The 17,394-nt window shown below is 43.9% G+C and carries 18 protein-coding genes; all 18 read left to right on the forward strand.

The features are described from left to right. The first annotated feature begins 86 nt into the window (after positions 1 to 86). Entirely contained in the window at positions 87 to 557 is a 471-nt protein-coding gene (rimP, locus tag F9802_RS05080; protein ID WP_152150073.1) for a ribosome maturation factor RimP, read from the forward strand. A gap of 131 nt (positions 558 to 688) precedes the next feature. After that, on the forward strand, positions 689 to 1,807 hold the full coding sequence (gene nusA / locus F9802_RS05085) for a transcription termination factor NusA (protein WP_152150074.1): 1,119 nt from the start codon (positions 689 to 691) through the stop codon (positions 1,805 to 1,807). Between the two features lie 13 nt (positions 1,808 to 1,820). Then, positions 1,821 to 2,096, forward strand: a complete 276-nt coding sequence (gene rnpM, locus F9802_RS05090; protein ID WP_152150075.1) for an RNase P modulator RnpM — start codon at positions 1,821 to 1,823, stop codon at positions 2,094 to 2,096. A 3-nt stretch (positions 2,097 to 2,099) separates the two neighbouring features. After that, entirely contained in the window at positions 2,100 to 2,417 is a 318-nt protein-coding gene (locus tag F9802_RS05095; RefSeq protein ID WP_152150076.1) for a YlxQ family RNA-binding protein, read from the forward strand. Positions 2,418 to 2,421: 4 nt separating this feature from the next. Then, entirely contained in the window at positions 2,422 to 4,584 is a 2,163-nt protein-coding gene (gene infB, locus F9802_RS05100) for a translation initiation factor IF-2 (RefSeq protein ID WP_152150077.1), read from the forward strand. Then, positions 4,581 to 4,859 carry a DUF503 domain-containing protein gene (locus F9802_RS05105; protein WP_152150078.1) on the forward strand — a complete coding sequence of 93 codons (279 nt, stop codon included), beginning with the start codon at positions 4,581 to 4,583 and terminating at the stop codon, positions 4,857 to 4,859. The genes infB and F9802_RS05105 overlap by 4 nt, the downstream gene beginning before the upstream one ends. A gap of 13 nt (positions 4,860 to 4,872) precedes the next feature. Further along, positions 4,873 to 5,226 (forward strand): 30S ribosome-binding factor RbfA, encoded by a 354-nt coding sequence (gene rbfA / locus F9802_RS05110; RefSeq protein WP_152150079.1) that lies wholly within the window; start codon positions 4,873 to 4,875, stop codon positions 5,224 to 5,226. A 132-nt stretch (positions 5,227 to 5,358) separates the two neighbouring features. Continuing rightward, on the forward strand, positions 5,359 to 6,267 hold the full coding sequence (gene truB, locus F9802_RS05115; protein WP_152150080.1) for a tRNA pseudouridine(55) synthase TruB: 909 nt from the start codon (positions 5,359 to 5,361) through the stop codon (positions 6,265 to 6,267). A gap of 20 nt (positions 6,268 to 6,287) precedes the next feature. Next, positions 6,288 to 7,235 (forward strand): bifunctional riboflavin kinase/FAD synthetase, encoded by a 948-nt coding sequence (ribF, locus tag F9802_RS05120; protein ID WP_152150081.1) that lies wholly within the window; start codon positions 6,288 to 6,290, stop codon positions 7,233 to 7,235. Between the two features lie 127 nt (positions 7,236 to 7,362). After that, on the forward strand, positions 7,363 to 7,632 hold the full coding sequence (gene rpsO / locus F9802_RS05125) for a 30S ribosomal protein S15 (protein ID WP_152150082.1): 270 nt from the start codon (positions 7,363 to 7,365) through the stop codon (positions 7,630 to 7,632). Positions 7,633 to 7,865: 233 nt separating this feature from the next. After that, positions 7,866 to 9,989, forward strand: a complete 2,124-nt coding sequence (pnp, locus tag F9802_RS05130) for a polyribonucleotide nucleotidyltransferase (protein WP_152150083.1) — start codon at positions 7,866 to 7,868, stop codon at positions 9,987 to 9,989. 95 nt (positions 9,990 to 10,084) lie between these two features. Then, positions 10,085 to 11,059, forward strand: coding sequence for a polysaccharide deacetylase family protein (locus F9802_RS05135; RefSeq protein ID WP_191991765.1), 975 nt, complete (start codon positions 10,085 to 10,087; stop codon positions 11,057 to 11,059). Between the two features lie 43 nt (positions 11,060 to 11,102). Further along, the gene (locus F9802_RS05140) at positions 11,103 to 12,338 is read left to right on the forward strand and encodes a M16 family metallopeptidase (protein ID WP_152150084.1); all 1,236 of its coding nucleotides are present in this window, start codon (positions 11,103 to 11,105) and stop codon (positions 12,336 to 12,338) included. A gap of 140 nt (positions 12,339 to 12,478) precedes the next feature. Further along, positions 12,479 to 13,363, forward strand: a complete 885-nt coding sequence (gene dpaA, locus F9802_RS05145) for a dipicolinic acid synthetase subunit A (RefSeq protein ID WP_152150286.1) — start codon at positions 12,479 to 12,481, stop codon at positions 13,361 to 13,363. A 16-nt stretch (positions 13,364 to 13,379) separates the two neighbouring features. After that, on the forward strand, positions 13,380 to 13,979 hold the full coding sequence (locus tag F9802_RS05150; protein ID WP_152150085.1) for a dipicolinate synthase subunit B: 600 nt from the start codon (positions 13,380 to 13,382) through the stop codon (positions 13,977 to 13,979). A 186-nt stretch (positions 13,980 to 14,165) separates the two neighbouring features. Further along, positions 14,166 to 15,218, forward strand: coding sequence for an aspartate-semialdehyde dehydrogenase (asd, locus tag F9802_RS05155; RefSeq protein WP_152150086.1), 1,053 nt, complete (start codon positions 14,166 to 14,168; stop codon positions 15,216 to 15,218). A 41-nt stretch (positions 15,219 to 15,259) separates the two neighbouring features. Further along, on the forward strand, positions 15,260 to 16,498 hold the full coding sequence (gene dapG, locus F9802_RS05160; RefSeq protein WP_152150087.1) for an aspartate kinase: 1,239 nt from the start codon (positions 15,260 to 15,262) through the stop codon (positions 16,496 to 16,498). 30 nt (positions 16,499 to 16,528) lie between these two features. Beyond that, entirely contained in the window at positions 16,529 to 17,392 is an 864-nt protein-coding gene (gene dapA / locus F9802_RS05165; RefSeq protein ID WP_152150088.1) for a 4-hydroxy-tetrahydrodipicolinate synthase, read from the forward strand. The last annotated feature ends 2 nt before the right edge of the window (positions 17,393 to 17,394 follow it).

A 17,394-nucleotide genomic window follows, 5' to 3' on the forward strand; every position in this document is an offset into this window, starting at 1 on the left:
TGAAAGAGTGGGGCATCCCCACTCTTTCGTGTTTGTAAAAGGGTTTCATTCTTGGTCAGGGATTTCATTCAACCAGGAGGGTATATATGAGTAAAGTGATTGAAACAGTTGAACAGTTAGTAAAACCAATTACTGAAGACCTGAATTTAGAATTAGTTGATGTTGAATACGTAAAAGAAGGAAAGAATTGGTTTCTGCGTGTCTACATTGACAAAGAAACAGGAGTAGATATTGAGGAGTGCGGAATTGTCAGTGAGCGGCTGAGTGAAAAGCTGGACGAAACAGATCCAATCTCTTATAACTACTTTTTGGAAGTTTCTTCTCCGGGTGCGGAACGCCCGCTGAAAAAAATCAGGGATTATGAGCGTGCGGTTGGAAAACGTGTGCATGTGAAAACATATGAGCCGATTGATGGAGAAAAAACGTTCGAAGGCACTTTATTGTCATTTGAAAAGGAAGAGCTGGTCATTGAGTATTTAATCAAGACGAGAAAAAAACAAGTGACCCTTCCGTTGGAAAAAGTAGCAAAAGCCCGGCTTGCCGTTTCTTTTTCTTAAAAGAAACAGGCCGTACAGGCGCGCAGCTTTTTCTATAATAGCGAGGAATAGCCGGAATTCCGGCTTACCTTGTTTTGACTTCAAGGGGAAAAATGGCAGTTTATCATTATGTAAGGGGGGCGGAAAGTCCGATGAGCACTGAACTATATGATGCTCTTTTATATTTGGAAAAAGAAAAAGGAATTGAACGAAATCTAATTATCGAAGCGATTGAAGCTGCACTTGTCTCTGCTTACAAGCGAAATTTCAACCAAGCGCAAAATGTCCGCGTTGATTTGAACCTTGAATCAGGCACGATGCGCGTGTTCGCCCGCAAAGAAGTGGTAGATGAAGTGTTCGATTCGCGTCTCGAAATTTCCGAAGCTCAAGCGCGCGAAATCAACCCGTCTTATGAAATCGGGGACATTGTCGAGCTTGAGGTTACACCTAAAGATTTCGGCCGCATCGCCGCTCAAACAGCTAAACAAGTTGTTACTCAACGTGTGAGGGAAGCGGAGCGAGGTATTATTTATTCGGAATTTATTGACCGTGAGGAAGATATTATGACGGGAATTGTCCAGCGGCAAGATTCCCGTTTCATCTACGTCAGTCTCGGCAAAATCGAAGCGCTTTTGCCGCTGGCTGAGCAAATGCCAAATGAAAGTTATAAGCCCCATGACCGAATTAAGGTGTATATTACGAAAGTAGAACGGACAACAAAAGGGCCGCAAATTTTTGTTTCAAGAACCCATCCGGGACTGTTAAAGCGTTTATTTGAAATTGAAGTGCCGGAAATCTTTGACGGCACAGTGGAGATTCGATCTGTTTCCCGTGAAGCGGGTGACCGTTCGAAAATTTCGGTCTATGCTGAAAATCCTGAAGTCGATCCGGTCGGTGCGTGTGTTGGGCCAAAAGGAAACCGCGTCCAGGCGATTGTCAATGAACTAAAAGGCGAAAAAATCGATATCGTGAAATGGTCCGAAGACCCAGTTGTATTTGTAGCCAACGCGCTAAGTCCATCGAAAGTAGTCGATGTGCAGGTAGACGAAGAGGCGAAAGCAACAACGGTCGTCGTTCCTGATTACCAGCTGTCTCTCGCCATCGGCAAACGCGGTCAAAATGCCCGCTTGGCAGCCAAGTTAACAGGTTGGAAGATTGATATTAAAAGTGAGACAGATGCGCGTGAAGCCGGAATTTATCCACGTGAAAACGTTGTATCGGCTATTGAAGACGAAGAGGCTTATGACTTTTCCTCCGAAGAAATTGAATAAGAGGTGAAGAAAAATGACTCATCCCAAAAAAGTACCGTTAAGAAAATGTGTAGCTACAGGGGAAATGAAAGCAAAAAAAGAAATGGTACGTGTTGTCCGCTCTAAAGAAGGAGAAGTGTCCGTGGATGTAACTGGAAAAAAGTCCGGCCGCGGAGCGTATGTGTCAAAAACAAAGGAAGCCGTTGAATTGGCGAAAACAAAAGGCATTTTATCCAGGCAGCTGAATGTCAGTGTGCCGGACAGTGTATTTGAAGAACTCCTTTCAATTGTGGAAAAGGAGACGAATTAAACGATGAATGAGCCTCAATGGGCAAGGCTATTAGGATTAGCTACAAGAGCACGAAAGATCATTTCAGGTGAAGAGCTGACAGTAAAAGAAATTCAAAAAGGCCGGGCAGAGCTGGTGTTGCTCTCAGCAGATGCATCACCAAATACAAAGAAAAAAATCCAGGACAAAGCAAGCTTTTATCAAGTGCCCTTAAAGTGGATTGATAATCGGTATGTTCTCGGCCAGGCAATCGGCAAAGAGGCAAGGGTAGTTGCAGCCGTTTTAGACGCAGGGTTTGCTAAGAAGCTTTCCGCCCTCCTCGATGATACTATGCGGGGGTGAACATATGAGTAAACAAAGAGTATATGAATACGCGAAAGAAAAAAACGTGTCAAGTAAAGTAGTCATTGAAAAATTAAAAGAGTTGAATGTAGAAGTCTCTAACCATATGACTGTTATTGACGAGGAGGCTATACAAAAATTGGATAAATCGATCTCAAACAAACAAACTAATCAACCAAAAACAGGCCAGCAAAACAAGCAGGCAGCAAGCACTCAGGGAACAAGCCGTGGAACTGCTGCTAATAAAAGCAAGCCGGGAACTAAAGGAACATCCGGACAGAAAAATACGCAACAAAAAGGATTTAATCAGGCAAAAGGGAACAATAGAAATCAAGGGAGAGGCAAGCAGCAAGGTAATAAACAAAGGCAATCAAAGCCAGTTGCTGCAACACAGCCGCCAAAAGTAAAAGAACTCCCTGAGAAAATTACTTTCTCCGGCTCGTTAACGGTTGCGGAATTGGGGAAAAAATTAAACCGTGAACCGTCCGAGATTATTAAAAAGCTGTTTATGTTAGGTGTCATGGCCACGATCAACCAAGAATTGGACAGCGATGCTATTGAGCTTGTAGCCAGCGAATATGGTGTAGAAGTAGAAGAAGAAATTTTAATCGATAAAGCAGATCTGGAAGTATATTTTGGAGAAGATGATGAAGGCAAACAAATCGAACGTCCAGCAGTTGTGACTATCATGGGGCACGTTGACCACGGGAAAACAACACTTCTTGATTCGATCCGTAACACGAAAGTATCAGAAGGAGAAGCCGGCGGGATTACGCAGCATATCGGTGCGTACCAAATTGAGGAAGGCGACAAGAAAATCACGTTCCTTGATACACCAGGGCATGCGGCGTTTACAACGATGCGCGCACGGGGAGCAAAAATCACAGATATTACCATTCTTGTCGTGGCTGCAGATGACGGTGTCATGCCGCAAACAGTCGAAGCCATCAACCATGCGAAGGCAGCTGAAGTGCCAATTATCGTAGCTGTGAACAAAATTGATAAGCCAACAGCTAATCCAGACCGCGTGATGCAGGAATTAACTGAGCAAGGACTTGTTCCGGAAGCATGGGGCGGCGAAACGATCTTCGTTCCGCTTTCAGCCAAGACAGGTGAAGGTATTGAGCAATTGCTTGAAATGATCCTGCTCGTTGCAGAGGTGGAAGAGTTAAAAGCGAACCCTGGCCGCCGGGCAATTGGTACTGTAATTGAAGCCGAGCTTGATAAAGGGCGAGGCTCTGTTGCGACATTGCTTGTGCAAAATGGAACGTTAAATGTCGGAGATCCGATTGTTGTCGGCAATACGTTCGGCCGTGTTCGTGCTATGGTGAATGACCTTGGCCGCCGGATAAAAACAGCTGGTCCATCGACACCGATTGAAATTACCGGTTTAAATGACGTTCCGCTTGCCGGTGACCGCTTTGTCGTATTTGACGACGAGAAAACAGCTCGTCAAATTGGTGAATCCCGTGCTCAAGAAGCTCTGCAGGCACAGCGCAGCGAAAAAACGCGTGTTAGTCTTGATAACTTGTTTGAGCATATGAAGCAAGGGGAAATGAAAGACTTAAACATCGTTTTGAAAGCTGACGTTCAAGGATCACTTGAAGCTGTTGCGGCAGCTCTTAACAAACTGGAAGTAGAAGGCGTGAATGTGAAAATCATTCATACGGGCGTCGGTGCCATCACTGAATCCGATATTATTCTTGCTTCTGCTTCAAATGCAATCGTGATTGGCTTCAACGTCCGTCCAGATGTAAATGCGAAGCGGGCAGCTGATGCAGAAGCAGTCGATGTTCGTCTTCACCGCATCATTTATAAGGCAATTGAAGAAATTGAAGCGGCAATGAAAGGGATGCTCGACCCTGAATTCCAGGAAAAAATTATCGGTCAGGCAGAAGTACGCCAAACCTTTAAGGTATCCAAAGTGGGTACAATTGCCGGCTCTTACGTCACAGAAGGAAAGATTACCCGTGACAGCGGCGTGCGTTTAATCCGTGACAGCATCGTTATTTTTGAAGGGCAAGTCGACGCACTTAGACGTTTCAAGGATGATGCCAAAGAAGTCAGCCAAGGATATGAGTGCGGAATTACCATTAAAAACTTCAACGATGTTAAGGAAGGCGACATTATTGAAGCCTTTATTGAGGAAGAAATCGAGCGCAAATGATTGGTTACGCCGAAGTAGAATATTTAATTTATGATTCGCACTCGTTAAAGGAAAAGCGGGCAGTGTTGCAGCGCACCATTACGCGTCTCAAGCAAAAGTTAAATGTCTCCGTGGCGGAAATTGACCATCAAGACGTCTGGCAGCGTACAAAACTTGCCATAGTCACTGTCGCTTCCTCCAGGAAGGCAGCGGAAAGAGAGCTGGCTAATGCCTTACACTTTCTGGATTCTTTCCCTGAGTGGGAACGGCTCGCTACTTCCTATGAATGGCTATAGTGAGGTGAGAAAGATGAGTCTTCGTTCGAATCGTGTCGGTGAACAAATGAAAAAAGAACTGACAGATATTTTAAACCGGAAAGTAAAAGATCCGCGCATTGGCTTTATTACCGTAACGGATGTAGAAGTCACTGGCGACCTTCAGCAGGCAAAGGTGTATATCACAGTCCTTGGTAAGGAACAAGAACGTGAAGATACGTTAAAAGCTCTGACGAAAGCAAAAGGATTTATCCGTTCGGAAGTTGGACAGAGAATTCGCCTGCGCAAAACTCCGGAGTTGCTTTTTGAAATTGATGAATCGATTGAATATGGCAACCGCATTGATACTCTGTTAAGAGAAATCGACAGCCATTCAACGGACCATTGATGAATACAAAAGGTTCATAAGGTTCTGGCCTCTTCAGTGAATGCTATATAGACGTCTATTTTTCACACATCTATATTCATTTCCTCTGGAGGTACGGAACCTTTTTTATGCCTTAAAAAGGAGAGAAATCGAATGAATGGTATACTTCCTCTTTGGAAGGAAAAAGGAATGACCTCTCATGATTGCGTGTTTAAAGTGCGCAAAATCCTTCGAATGAAAAAAGTAGGCCATACCGGAACGCTTGATCCCGACGTGGAAGGAGTATTGCCTATTTGTGTTGGCCGGGCGACGAAGCTCGCCGAGTACATAATGAATTCAGGAAAAACATACGAAGGTGAAGTGACCATCGGGTTTTCAACGACAACAGAAGATGCTTCTGGAGAAATAGTGGAACAACAGCCTGTTCATTCCAGTATTACTAGAGCTGAAATATTGAGAGTTCTGCAGTCGCTGACTGGTGACATCATCCAAACGCCGCCGATGTTTTCCGCGGTGAAAGTAAACGGCAAGCGGCTGTATGAATATGCCCGTCAAGGTATAGAAGTAGACAGGCCTTCGAGAACAGTCACGATTCATGAGCTAAAATTATTGGACGACAAAGAATTATTTGAAGGAGAAACTATTCGTTTTTCTTTCCGTGCCACCTGCAGCAAAGGGACATATATCCGTACGTTGGCCGTGATGATCGGTGAAAAGCTTGGGTATCCGGCACATATGTCGAGCCTCGTACGTATCTCTTCAGGAGGCTTTAACGAACAAGAATGCCTCACGCTTGATGCGTTAAAAACACTTCAAGAAAATGAAGAGATTTTAACCGTTCTTCAGCCTCTCGCAAAGGGAGTGGATCATTTGCCGAAATGGATAATAAGTGGTACATTAGCAAAGAAAGTAATCAATGGGTCTGTACTAGATGTTCCTGCAGATTGGCCGCTGGAAGCGAAGGAAGCAGCGGTATTTGAAGATGAGGAATTGCTGGCTATTTATCAGCTGCATCCGACAAAGCCGGGGAAGATTAAGCCGGTTAAAGTGTTAGTCGATTGACGGGAAGACAGGTGAAGACAGTGAAAGTATGTATGTTACACCATCCTCATAACCTACAAAAAAACGACTTGCCTCTTTTAGTAATGGCCCTTGGATTTTTCGACGGAGTCCATACCGGGCACCAACAAGTGATTCGTGCAGCGATAGAGAAGGCAAAGGAACAAGGTATGAAGAGTGCAGTGATGACGTTTGACCCGCATCCATCCGTCGTCCTTGGGCACAAGCATAAACAAATAAAATATATTACTCCCCTCGATGAAAAGATCAAAAGAATCGAATCATTAGGCGTTGATTATTTGTTCATCGTTCGATTCACTTCTGATTTTGCCGCGCTTGAACCACAGCAATTTGTCGATGATTATATTATCGGCCTGCATGTACAGCATGTCGTGGCTGGGTTTGACTATACATATGGCAGACTTGGTAAAGGCACGATGGAAACCATCCCTTTTCATTCACGCGGAGCGTTTACTTCTATAGCCGTTGATAAATTTGAACACAACGAGGAAAAAGTCAGTTCCACAAAAATCCGGCAGCTGCTCAGTGAAGGTAATGTGGAAGAAGCCGCCAGGCTGCTTGGGCGGCCATATGAAGTAAAGGGAACAGTGATTCATGGAGATAAGCGGGGCCGCAAAATAGGATTCCCAACAGCAAATATAGAAGTAAATGAAGACGATCTCGTCCCTGAATCAGGTGTATACGCGGTGAAAATAAAAGTAAAAGGAAAATGGCATAACGGGGTGTGCAATATCGGCTACCGTCCGACGTTTAAACATCCTGACGAACATCGGCTGTCAGTAGAAGTGCATATATTTAATTTTCAGCTTTCTATTTATGGAGAAGAAGCAGCCATCCAGTGGTATGTTCGTTTGCGTGGCGAGCAAAAGTTTGATGGAATTGAAGCGCTTGTTACTCAGATCGATAAAGACAAGCAGGCGGCGATTACTTACTTTGAAAAGTATGCATAAAAGGTTGCACTCTTTCTGGAAATAAGTTATGATAAGAAATGGATTATTTGAACCGTTGCTCGGCATCGCGCCACTCCGACGCATGCTTGGTAACTGGGGATTTTATAAAAAATAAGGAGGAATTACAATGGCATTAACACAAGAACGCAAAAACGAAATCATCAACGAACACAAAACTCATGAGAGTGATACTGGTTCTCCGGAAGTACAAATTGCTGTGCTTACAGAGCAAATCAATACGCTAAACAACCATTTGCGAACTCATAAAAAGGACCATCATTCACGCCGCGGTTTGTTAAAAATGGTTGGACGTCGTCGTAACCTGTTAACATACCTTCGTAACAAAGATGTTCAACGTTACCGTGAATTAATTCAAAAACTCGGCTTACGTCGCTAAGCAGCTTAAAAAAAGCGGGATTCTTTCCCGCTTTTTTATTAGGAGAAAAATAGTTGGGATTAAATTCCAACGGAAGATCGAAATAGGATGAGTAACTTGTGTTATTTTAGTGAAAAATACATAAGATAGATAAATTCAATGATTTGACTTTGCATGGCTCATAACGAGTGTTATGCTATTAGTTAGAATTGCAGGTAATGACATATTTTATTGATATAGAGAGGGGTTCATTTATGGAGCAAGGGAAACAGACATTTTCCATAGAATGGGCAGGCCGCAAGCTGACTGTAGAGATCGGCCAGGTCGCTAAACAAGCAAACGGAGCGGCATTAATCCGCTATGGAGATACAGTAGTTTTAAGTGCAGCAACTGCTTCAAAGGAAGCAAAGCCTTTTGATTTTTTTCCATTGACAGTGAATTATGAAGAACGTTTATATGCAGTCGGGAAAATTCCGGGCGGCTTCATTAAAAGGGAAGGACGCCCGAGTGAGAAAGCGACATTGGCAAGCCGTCTAATCGACCGTCCAATCCGTCCGCTGTTTGCGGAAGGTTTCCGTAATGAAGTGCAAGTGATCAGCATGGTGATGAGTGTAGATCAGGATTGTTCTTCCGAAATGGCTGCCATGTTCGGTTCATCACTTGCTTTAAGCATTTCTGATATTCCGTTTGAAGGCCCAATTGCCGGTGTCATCGTCGGCCGTGTAGATGGAGAGTTTATCATCAATCCATCTGTTGAGCAGCTTGAAGCAAGCGATTTGCATTTAACAGTAGCAGGAACGAAAGATGCAGTGAACATGGTTGAAGCCGCTGCGGACGAAGTGCCTGAAGAAGTAATGCTTGAGGCGATTATGTTCGGTCATGAAGAAATTAAACGGTTAATTGCTTTCCAAGAAGAAATTATACAGGTGGCCGGTAAAGAGAAAACGGAAATTGCCTTGTATGAACTAAATGCAGATATTGAGCAGCAAGTGCGCTCTATCTGCGAAAAAGATTTGATCGCAGCTATCCAAGTGCAAGAAAAACATGCACGTGAAGACGCGATCAAGGCGGTAAAGCAGACAGTTATTGAAAAATTCACCGCTGAAGAAGCGGATGAAGAAACGATGAAGCAAGTGTCGCAAACTTTGGACAAGCTTGTAAAAGAAGAAGTTCGCCGCTTAATCACAGTGGAAAAAGTAAGACCAGATGGCCGGAAAATCGATGAAATTCGTCCGTTATCTTCCCTAGTCGGTATATTGCCGCGTACACACGGTTCCGGCATGTTTACACGCGGACAAACACAAGTGCTCAGTATTTGTACGCTTGGTGCATTGGGAGACGTACAAATTTTAGATGGACTTGGCATTGAAGAGTCTAAACGCTTTATGCACCATTACAACTTCCCGTCTTTCAGTGTAGGCGAAACCCGTCCGCTGCGTGCGCCGGGCCGCCGCGAGATCGGACATGGCGCTCTCGGTGAACGTGCGCTTGAACCAATCATTCCGAGTGAAAAAGATTTTCCGTATACAATTCGGCTCGTATCAGAAGTACTTGAATCAAACGGTTCTTCATCGCAAGCAAGTATTTGTGCAAGTACAATGGCCATGATGGATGCTGGTGTTCCTATTAAAGCGCCTGTAGCCGGAATCGCGATGGGTCTCGTGAAGTCCGATGAAAACTACACTGTTTTATCTGATATTCAAGGAATGGAAGATCATTTAGGCGATATGGACTTTAAAGTGGCCGGTACGTCTAATGGTGTCACTGCTTTGCAAATGGATATTAAAATTGAAGGCTTGAGCCGGGAAATTCTCGAAGAAGCACTTCAGCAGGCGAAAAAAGGCCGTATGCATATTTTAGAGCATATGATTTCAGCGATTGCGGAACCGCGCAGTGAATTGTCCGCTTATGCTCCGAAAATTTTAACAATGACCATCAATCCGGATAAAATCCGTGATGTTATTGGGCCGAGCGGCAAGCAAATTAATAAAATCATCGAAGAAACCGGCGTTAAGATTGATATCGAGCAAGATGGTACGATCTTTATTTCTTCGGTTGATGCTGAAAAGAATAATGTTGCGAAGAAAATTATCGAAGACATCGTCCGCGAAGTGGAAGTGGGCCAAATGTATTCAGGTACGGTTAAACGTATTGAGAAGTTTGGCACATTTGTAGAACTCTTCCCTGGAAAAGACGGTCTTGTCCATATTTCAGAGCTTGCTGAAGAGCGTGTCCGCAAAGTGGAAGATGTTGTTTCACTTGGTGATAAGTTGCTCGTGAAAGTCATCGGAATAGATGATCAAGGACGTGTAAATCTTTCCCGTAAAGTAGTGTTGAAAGAACAAAAAGAAGCAGCTGAAAAACAGCAGCAATCATAATAGTTAAACCAGAGGGGGGATCCTCTGGTTTTTTGGCGTGTTCTACTTCCGTTTCATTTTTCATAATTTTAAAACAACGGAAGGAGGCATGGACAATGCCGAAAATAAAACATATGATTAGTATAGTGGTAATTGTTGTGATAATGTTATTTTTTGTTGAAAGCAAGGCAGTCAATAGTTACCTTGATCAATTAAAAAACAAAGCGGAGTTCGTGCATAAAGGCGTTCAGCCATTGTTACATGAAATAAAACAAGAAGCGAAAGACCGCCGAGTCCGGCCGCAGAATGCAAAAGTCGACCCAGTATGGAAAGCGGTGCCTGGCTATAACGGGCTGGAAGTCGATGTGAAAAAATCGTATAAATCTATGAAAAAAGATGGGATATTTAACGAAAGTCGTTTAATATACAAGCAAGTGCCGCCTGCCGTTCAGTTAAAGGACTTACCACCTGAGCCAATCTACGGTGGCCACCCCGAAAAGCCGATGGTCAGTTTCGCTATCAATGTTGCCTGGGGAGAGGAATACTTGCCAAAAATGTTAGAAGTATTGAAAAAGCATTCAATTCATGCTACGTTTTTCTTCGAGGGACGGTGGGTGAAAAAACATCCAGACCTGGCGAAAGTGATTTTAAACGCTGGGCATGAAGGAGGAAATCATTCCTATACTCATCCTGATATGGCAGTGATCAGCGCCGAGCGTGCAAAAGAAGAAATGGAAAAAACAAACGATGTAATAGAGGCGGCGACAGGTACGCGTCCTGTGTTGTTTGCTCCTCCGAGCGGCAGCTTTACCGGTGATACGGTTAAGGTGGCTCATCGTCTCGGGATGCGCACGACTTTGTGGACGGTAGATACGATTGACTGGAGGAAACCGTCGCCTGATGTACTTATTAACAGAGTGATCAGCCGCGTTCATCCTGGTGCTATTATTTTAATGCATCCGACTGAAGCATCGTCAGCCTCCTTAAATACATTGATTATCGAAATAAAAGCAAAACAACTGAAGTTGGACACTGTGTCCAACTTGCTTAGTGAAACTAGAATTATTTCTCATAAAACAACTAGTCATTAACGAACTTCGGCTTTTTTACAGCAGCTGAATTAGGAGGATTACATTGATAAAGAAGTTTACTTGTGATAATGGAGTTAGAATAGTAATGGAAGAAATACCAACGGTGCGATCAGCGGCGATTGGCATTTGGATTGCGACAGGCTCGAGAGATGAAACGCTTAAAAATAACGGAATTTCTCATTTTTTAGAACATATGTTTTTTAAAGGAACAGAGACGAAATCGGCGAAAGAAATTGCTGAGAGCTTCGACAGCATCGGAGGCCAAGTCAATGCGTTTACTTCAAAAGAGTATACTTGCTACTATGCCAAAGTGCTCGATAACTATGCCGCTTATGCGCTGGAAACTCTCGCGGATATGTTTTTCAATTCGACTTTCGTTGAAGAAGAAATGAATAAAGAAAAAAATGTAGTATCGGAAGAAATTAAAATGTATGAAGACACACCGGATGATATTGTTCATGATTTGCTGAGCAAAGCGGTCTACAAAAATCACTCACTCGGTTACCCAATTCTCGGTACAGAAGAAACGCTGGCCTCTTTTACAAGAGAGGGATTAAAGCAATACATGCACGATATGTATACACCTGACCGCGTTGTTATTTCTATCGCAGGCAATGTGAACGATGAGTTAATTCAGCAGGCGGCAAAGCTCTTTGGATCTTATGAAGGAGTCAGCCGTTTAACGAACGACATACCGCCTGAAACATTTGCAGAAAAGGTATCCCGACAGAAAGAAACAGAACAGGCGCATCTTTGCCTTGGGTTTGAAGGGCTGCCGATCGGACATAAAGATATATACAGCTTAATCATTCTAAATAACATTTTAGGGGGAAGCATGTCTTCCCGATTGTTCCAGGAAGTACGTGAACAGCGCGGCCTTGCTTATTCTGTTTTCTCTTATCATTCCTCTTTTCAAGACAGCGGACTGATGACTATATACGGTGGCACGGGAGCAAGCCAGTTGGATGAATTGTTTGAAACGATGCAGGCGACGTTTGCCTCATTGAAAACGGAAGGGATCAGTGAAAAAGAACTGCATAACAGCAAAGAGCAGTTGAAAGGCAGCTTAATGCTCAGCCTAGAAAGTACGAACAGCCGAATGAGCCGAAACGGCAAAAATGAGCTTGTTTTGAAAAAACATCGTTCTTTAGATGAAATTGTCAGTCTTATCGATCAAGTCACGCTTGAGAGCGTCAATAACTTAGGTGAGGGAATATTCAGCAGCGATTTTTCAGCTGCATTAATCAGTCCGGACGGGAAACTGCCGGCGACTATGTAAAGTAACACAGCTTCTGCTATAAAAGCAGAGGCTTTTTCTATGGAAAAGAAACTTCTTCTCTATCCATTTCACCGAAATATTATTTTTTCATACAATGTAGAAGTGAGGAAGGAGAGAGTGTAAAAAGGATGGTGAAGACGATGCTGACAGAGCTCCAAGTGGCGGTATTAGGCGGAGATGCCCGCCAGCTTGAGATCATCAGGAAATTAACAGAGCTCGATGCAAAAGTGTATTTAGTGGGATTTGATCAGCTTGAACAAAGCTTTACCGGCGCTGTAAAAGAAAAACTGGAAGATCTGCCTTTTGACGAATTAGACGCTATTGTTCTGCCTGTAGCAGGTTTGCAGCCAACAGGAGAAATTGAAACGGTGTTTTCAGCTGATCACCTCCGTTTAAAGAAAGAAATGCTCATGAAAACACCAGCCCACTGCATCATATTTACAGGGATCAGCCCGCCGGTTCTCACAAAACTGGCAGAACAAACAGGCAAAACACTCATCTGCTTGTTTGACCGAGATGATGTAGCCATTTATAACTCCATCCCGACAGCGGAAGGAGCGGTTATGATGGCAATTCAGCATACGGACTTTACGATTCATGGCTCATCTGTTGCTGTACTCGGCATGGGGAGGGTCGGGATGAGTGTGGCAAGAACGTTTAATAATTTAGGGGCCAAAGTAAAGCTTGGTGCGAGAAAAAGCGAACATTTAGCACGTGCTATAGAAATGAGGTTAACACCGTTTTCGATTGAACAGCTCCCACAAGAAGCAGAATCTCTGGACATTATTATCAATACAATTCCTTCTCTAGTAATCACCGCTCAAGCCATCGCGAAAATGAGATCACACACACTGATTATTGACCTTGCTTCCAAACCAGGAGGAACTGATTTTCAATTTGCCAAAAAAAGAGGCATAAAAGCCATCCTTGCTTTAGGACTTCCGGGGGTTGTTGCTCCGAAGACAGCAGGTCAGATTTTAGCAGGCGTGCTTGCGGAACTGTTAAAGAAAGATGGATTAAAATGAAAGGGGATTAGCTAACATGTCATTAAAAGGGAAGCGGATTGGCTTTGGCATTACCGGCTCTCATTGTACGTACGAAGAGGTATTCCCTCAAATAAAAAAGCTTGTCGAGCTTGGAGCGGAAGTGGTACCTGTCGTTACTGCTACGATGAAAGGAACAGGCACTCGTTTCGGCGAAGCGGGGGTATGGGTAGAAAAGATTGAACAAGTGACAGGAAAAAAAGTGATTGACTCAATTGTGGGTGCTGAGCCCCTTGGGCCAAAAGTTCCGCTCGACTGCATGGTCATTGCCCCGATCACTGGCAACTCTCTTAGCAAGTTTGCCAATGCAATGACGGATTCCCCAGTCCTAATGGCTGCAAAAGCGACACTCCGTAATTTAAAACCGGTTGTTCTTGGTATATCGACGAATGATGCGCTCGGGTTAAACGGATTAAACATCATGAGACTTATGCCGGTAAAAAATATATACTTCATTCCTTTCGGCCAGGATGACCCAATTAAAAAGCCTAACTCGATGGTTGCAAGGATGGCCAGTTTGCAGGAAACGATTGAAGCTGCATTAAATGGGAAACAAGTACAGCCGGTAATCATTGAGAGATTCAGGGATGGGAGTTAATTTCTCCCTCTTTTCTCTCTTTTTTTAAGAACTCAGCATTTTGTTGCTCTTTTTAAGCTTTAATGTGTTAAAATAGTAGCTATTAAAAGTGCTGTTCTATTCTTTTTACTATTTAATATTATTTGAAAACTATTACATATGCACAAGTTTATTTGTCCATAGGGAATCTGAAAGGGGAAAAAGAAAATGAGTAATAATGGATTTCACGTCGCTCTTGTAGGTGCAACGGGAGCGGTCGGCCAACAAATGCTTGAAACACTAGAAGAGAGAGAGTTTCCAATCCGCGAGCTGACATTGCTTTCATCTGCGCGTTCAGCCGGGAAAGTCATTCTTTTTAAAGGTAAAGAGGTCACTGTGCAGGAAGCAAAGCCTGAGAGTTTCGAAGGAGTAGACATCGCTTTGTTTAGTGCAGGAGGCAGCATTTCGAAACAGCTCGCTCCAGAAGCGGTGAAACGAGGCGCCATTGTCGTGGATAACACGAGCGCTTACCGCATGGATAAAGAAGTTCCGCTCGTCGTACCGGAAGTGAATAAAGATGATTTAAACAAACATAAAGGCATTATTGCCAATCCAAACTGTTCAACGATTCAAATGGTGGCGGCACTTGAGCCGATCCGCCAATCATACGGGTTGAAGAAAGTAATTGTTTCGACTTACCAGGCTGTGTCCGGAGCAGGAGCGCAAGCTATAGATGAAATGTACAACCAAACACAGGCGATTCTTGATGGTAAAGAATTCGCACCTGAAGTACTCCCAGTCGGCGGTGACAAAAAGCATTATCAAATCGCTTTTAATGCCATTCCTCAAATCGATAAATTTGAGGAAAACGGATTTACATTTGAAGAAATGAAAATGATCAATGAAACAAAAAAAATCATGAATATGCCTGAACTCAGCGTAGCAGCTACATGTGTACGCCTTCCGGTAGAAACGGGTCATTCAGAGTCTGTTTATTTTGAAGTGGATACCCAAGGCTTGTCAGCAGCCGACATTAAAAACAAATTAACAGATGCTCCCGGAGTGGTGCTTGAAGATAATCCTGCAGAACAAGTGTATCCGATGCCTGCCCATTGCGTCGGTAAAAAAGAAGTATTTGTAGGCCGGGTGCGCAAAGACCTGGATGAAGATACTGGATTCCATATGTGGGTTGTTTCCGATAACCTTATCAAGGGCGCTGCCTGGAATTCTGTACAAATTGCAGAAACGCTTATCGAGATGGAGCTAGTGAAGGAAAAGTAATACTTGGATGATCACACCACGGAAGTGCAGAGGTGTTTACAGTGAAAATTATCATACAAAAATTCGGCGGTACATCTGTACGCAACGAAGAATCGCGCCAGCATGCAAAGCGGCATATTGAATCAGCAATTAAAGAAGGATATAAAGTAGTTGTCGTCGTTTCTGCAATGGGCCGTAAGGAAGACCCTTATGCAACGGACACATTGCTATCTCTAGTGAATGGAACAGAGATGAAGCTGACGGCAAGAGAGCAGGATATGCTTCTTTCTTGTGGTGAAGTGATATCCAGCCTTGTTTTCACGAATATGCTGCTCGAAAGCGGGATTACCGCCTGCGCCATGAATGGCGCTCAGGCAGGGTTTGTGACGAACGATGATCACACGAGTGCTAAAATCCTTGAAATGAAATGTGACCGGCTATTGAAGGCACTTGAATCGCACGATGCAGTTGTCGTAGCCGGTTTTCAAGGAGCCACTAAGGCGGGAGACACGACAACAATCGGACGCGGAGGAAGCGACACGTCAGCGGCCGCTCTCGGCGCTGCCTTAAAAGCGGACTGGGTAGATATATTCACAGATGTTGAAGGAATAATGACAGCTGATCCCCGCATTACAGACAAGGCACGCCCGCTGTCCATCGTCACCTATACTGAAGTGTGTAACATGGCTTACCAAGGAGCAAAGGTTATTCATCCGCGTGCGGTGGAAATTGCTATGCAGGCGAAAGTGCCGGTGCGCATCCGTTCCACTCAATCTGCCGGAGTAGGCACGCTTGTCACTTCGATTACGAAACCAAACCAAGGTCCGGACGTGCGTGAGCGCCTTGTTACGGGAATTGCCCACGTCAGTGACGTTGCTCAAATAAAGGTGCAAGCAAAAAAAGATCATTACAATGTACAGGCGGAAGTATTTAAAGCGATGGCCAATGAAAAGATCAGTGTAGACTTTATTAATATTTCTCCAACAGGTGTCGTCTATACTGTCGCGGGACACGTAGCTGACCGCGCCCTTCTTGTTTTGAAAGAAATGGGTTACGAACCTGAAGTGGAGAAAGGATGCGCAAAAGTATCGGTTGTAGGAGCTGGTATGACAGGTGTACCTGGTGTTACATCGAAAATTGTCACTGCGCTGGCTGAAAAAGGTGTTCGTATTTTACAATCTGCCGACAGCCATACAACCATTTGGGTGCTTGTGAAAAATGAAGAGCTCGTTACAGCAGTTAATGCGCTTCATGATGCATTTCTTTTACACAAGGATCAATTCGAATATGAAAAAAATTAAGTCATTGATTTGAGTGAAGGAGGAATTAGTATGGTTTCTTTCGGGCGGGTGTCGACAGCAATGGTGACGCCATTTGACTCAAAAGGAAACGTTGATTTTGAAAGAACGACCCAGTTGGTGGACTATTTAATAAGCAACGGCACAGATTCTCTTGTCGTAGCTGGAACGACAGGAGAATCGCCTACTTTGACTGTCGAAGAAAAAGTTGCTTTATTCTGCCACACAGTTAAAGCAGCAAATGGACGAGTACCTGTCGTGGCGGGAACTGGCAGCAACAATACACGCCAGTCTATAGAATTAACGAAAAAAGCGGAAGAAGCAGGCGTGGATGCGATTATGCTTGTTGCCCCTTATTACAATAAACCGAACCAGGAAGGCTTATACCAGCATTTTAAAACTATTGCCGAAGCTACTAAACTGCCGGTAATGATTTATAATATCCCAAGCCGTTCCAGTGTCAATATTACACCTGAAACAACGATCAGATTGTCAAAAGTGCCTAATATTGTCGCTACAAAAGAAGCGAGCGGTAATTTAGATGCGGCAACAGAAATCATTGCAGGTACAGACGGTGATTTTCAAGTTTACAGCGGAGACGATGGTCTTACCCTGCCGATCCTTTCAGTAGGAGGAGATGGCGTCGTATCTGTTGCTTCCCACGTTGCAGGCAATGAAATGCAACAAATGGTGACAGCTTTCTTGAACGGTGATTATCAGCGGGCGGCAAAACTGCACCAGCAATTGTTACCGCTCGTCAAAGGGCTGTTTACAGCCCCGAGCCCTGTTCCAGTAAAAACGGCTTTGCAGCTGAAAGGCATGGATATGGGATCTGTACGTTTGCCGCTTATTCCTCTTTCGGAAGCTGAGCGCGCTGCTTTACAAAAGTTATTATAAAA

The sequence above is a fragment of the Bacillus aerolatus genome (assembly GCF_009183655.1).
Taxonomy (GTDB): Bacteria; Bacillota; Bacilli; order Bacillales; family Domibacillaceae; genus Pseudobacillus; species Pseudobacillus aerolatus.

Excerpts from the sequence above, each read along its gene's own strand:
- dapA (WP_152150088.1), top strand. The coding sequence starts at position 16,529 with ATGGTTTCTTTCGGGCGGGTGTCGACAGCAATGGTGACGCCATTTGAC.
- F9802_RS05095 (WP_152150076.1), top strand. The coding sequence starts at position 2,100 with ATGAATGAGCCTCAATGGGCAAGGCTATTAGGATTAGCTACAAGAGCA.
- infB (WP_152150077.1), top strand. The coding sequence starts at position 2,422 with ATGAGTAAACAAAGAGTATATGAATACGCGAAAGAAAAAAACGTGTCA.
- F9802_RS05150 (WP_152150085.1), top strand. The coding sequence starts at position 13,380 with ATGTCATTAAAAGGGAAGCGGATTGGCTTTGGCATTACCGGCTCTCAT.
- rimP (WP_152150073.1), top strand. The coding sequence starts at position 87 with ATGAGTAAAGTGATTGAAACAGTTGAACAGTTAGTAAAACCAATTACT.
- asd (WP_152150086.1), top strand. The coding sequence starts at position 14,166 with ATGAGTAATAATGGATTTCACGTCGCTCTTGTAGGTGCAACGGGAGCG.
- dpaA (WP_152150286.1), top strand. The coding sequence starts at position 12,479 with ATGCTGACAGAGCTCCAAGTGGCGGTATTAGGCGGAGATGCCCGCCAG.
- F9802_RS05105 (WP_152150078.1), top strand. The coding sequence starts at position 4,581 with ATGATTGGTTACGCCGAAGTAGAATATTTAATTTATGATTCGCACTCG.
- nusA (WP_152150074.1), top strand. The coding sequence starts at position 689 with ATGAGCACTGAACTATATGATGCTCTTTTATATTTGGAAAAAGAAAAA.
- pnp (WP_152150083.1), top strand. The coding sequence starts at position 7,866 with ATGGAGCAAGGGAAACAGACATTTTCCATAGAATGGGCAGGCCGCAAG.
- truB (WP_152150080.1), top strand. The coding sequence starts at position 5,359 with ATGAATGGTATACTTCCTCTTTGGAAGGAAAAAGGAATGACCTCTCAT.
- F9802_RS05135 (WP_191991765.1), top strand. The coding sequence starts at position 10,085 with ATGCCGAAAATAAAACATATGATTAGTATAGTGGTAATTGTTGTGATA.
- rpsO (WP_152150082.1), top strand. The coding sequence starts at position 7,363 with ATGGCATTAACACAAGAACGCAAAAACGAAATCATCAACGAACACAAA.
- rnpM (WP_152150075.1), top strand. The coding sequence starts at position 1,821 with ATGACTCATCCCAAAAAAGTACCGTTAAGAAAATGTGTAGCTACAGGG.
- rbfA (WP_152150079.1), top strand. The coding sequence starts at position 4,873 with ATGAGTCTTCGTTCGAATCGTGTCGGTGAACAAATGAAAAAAGAACTG.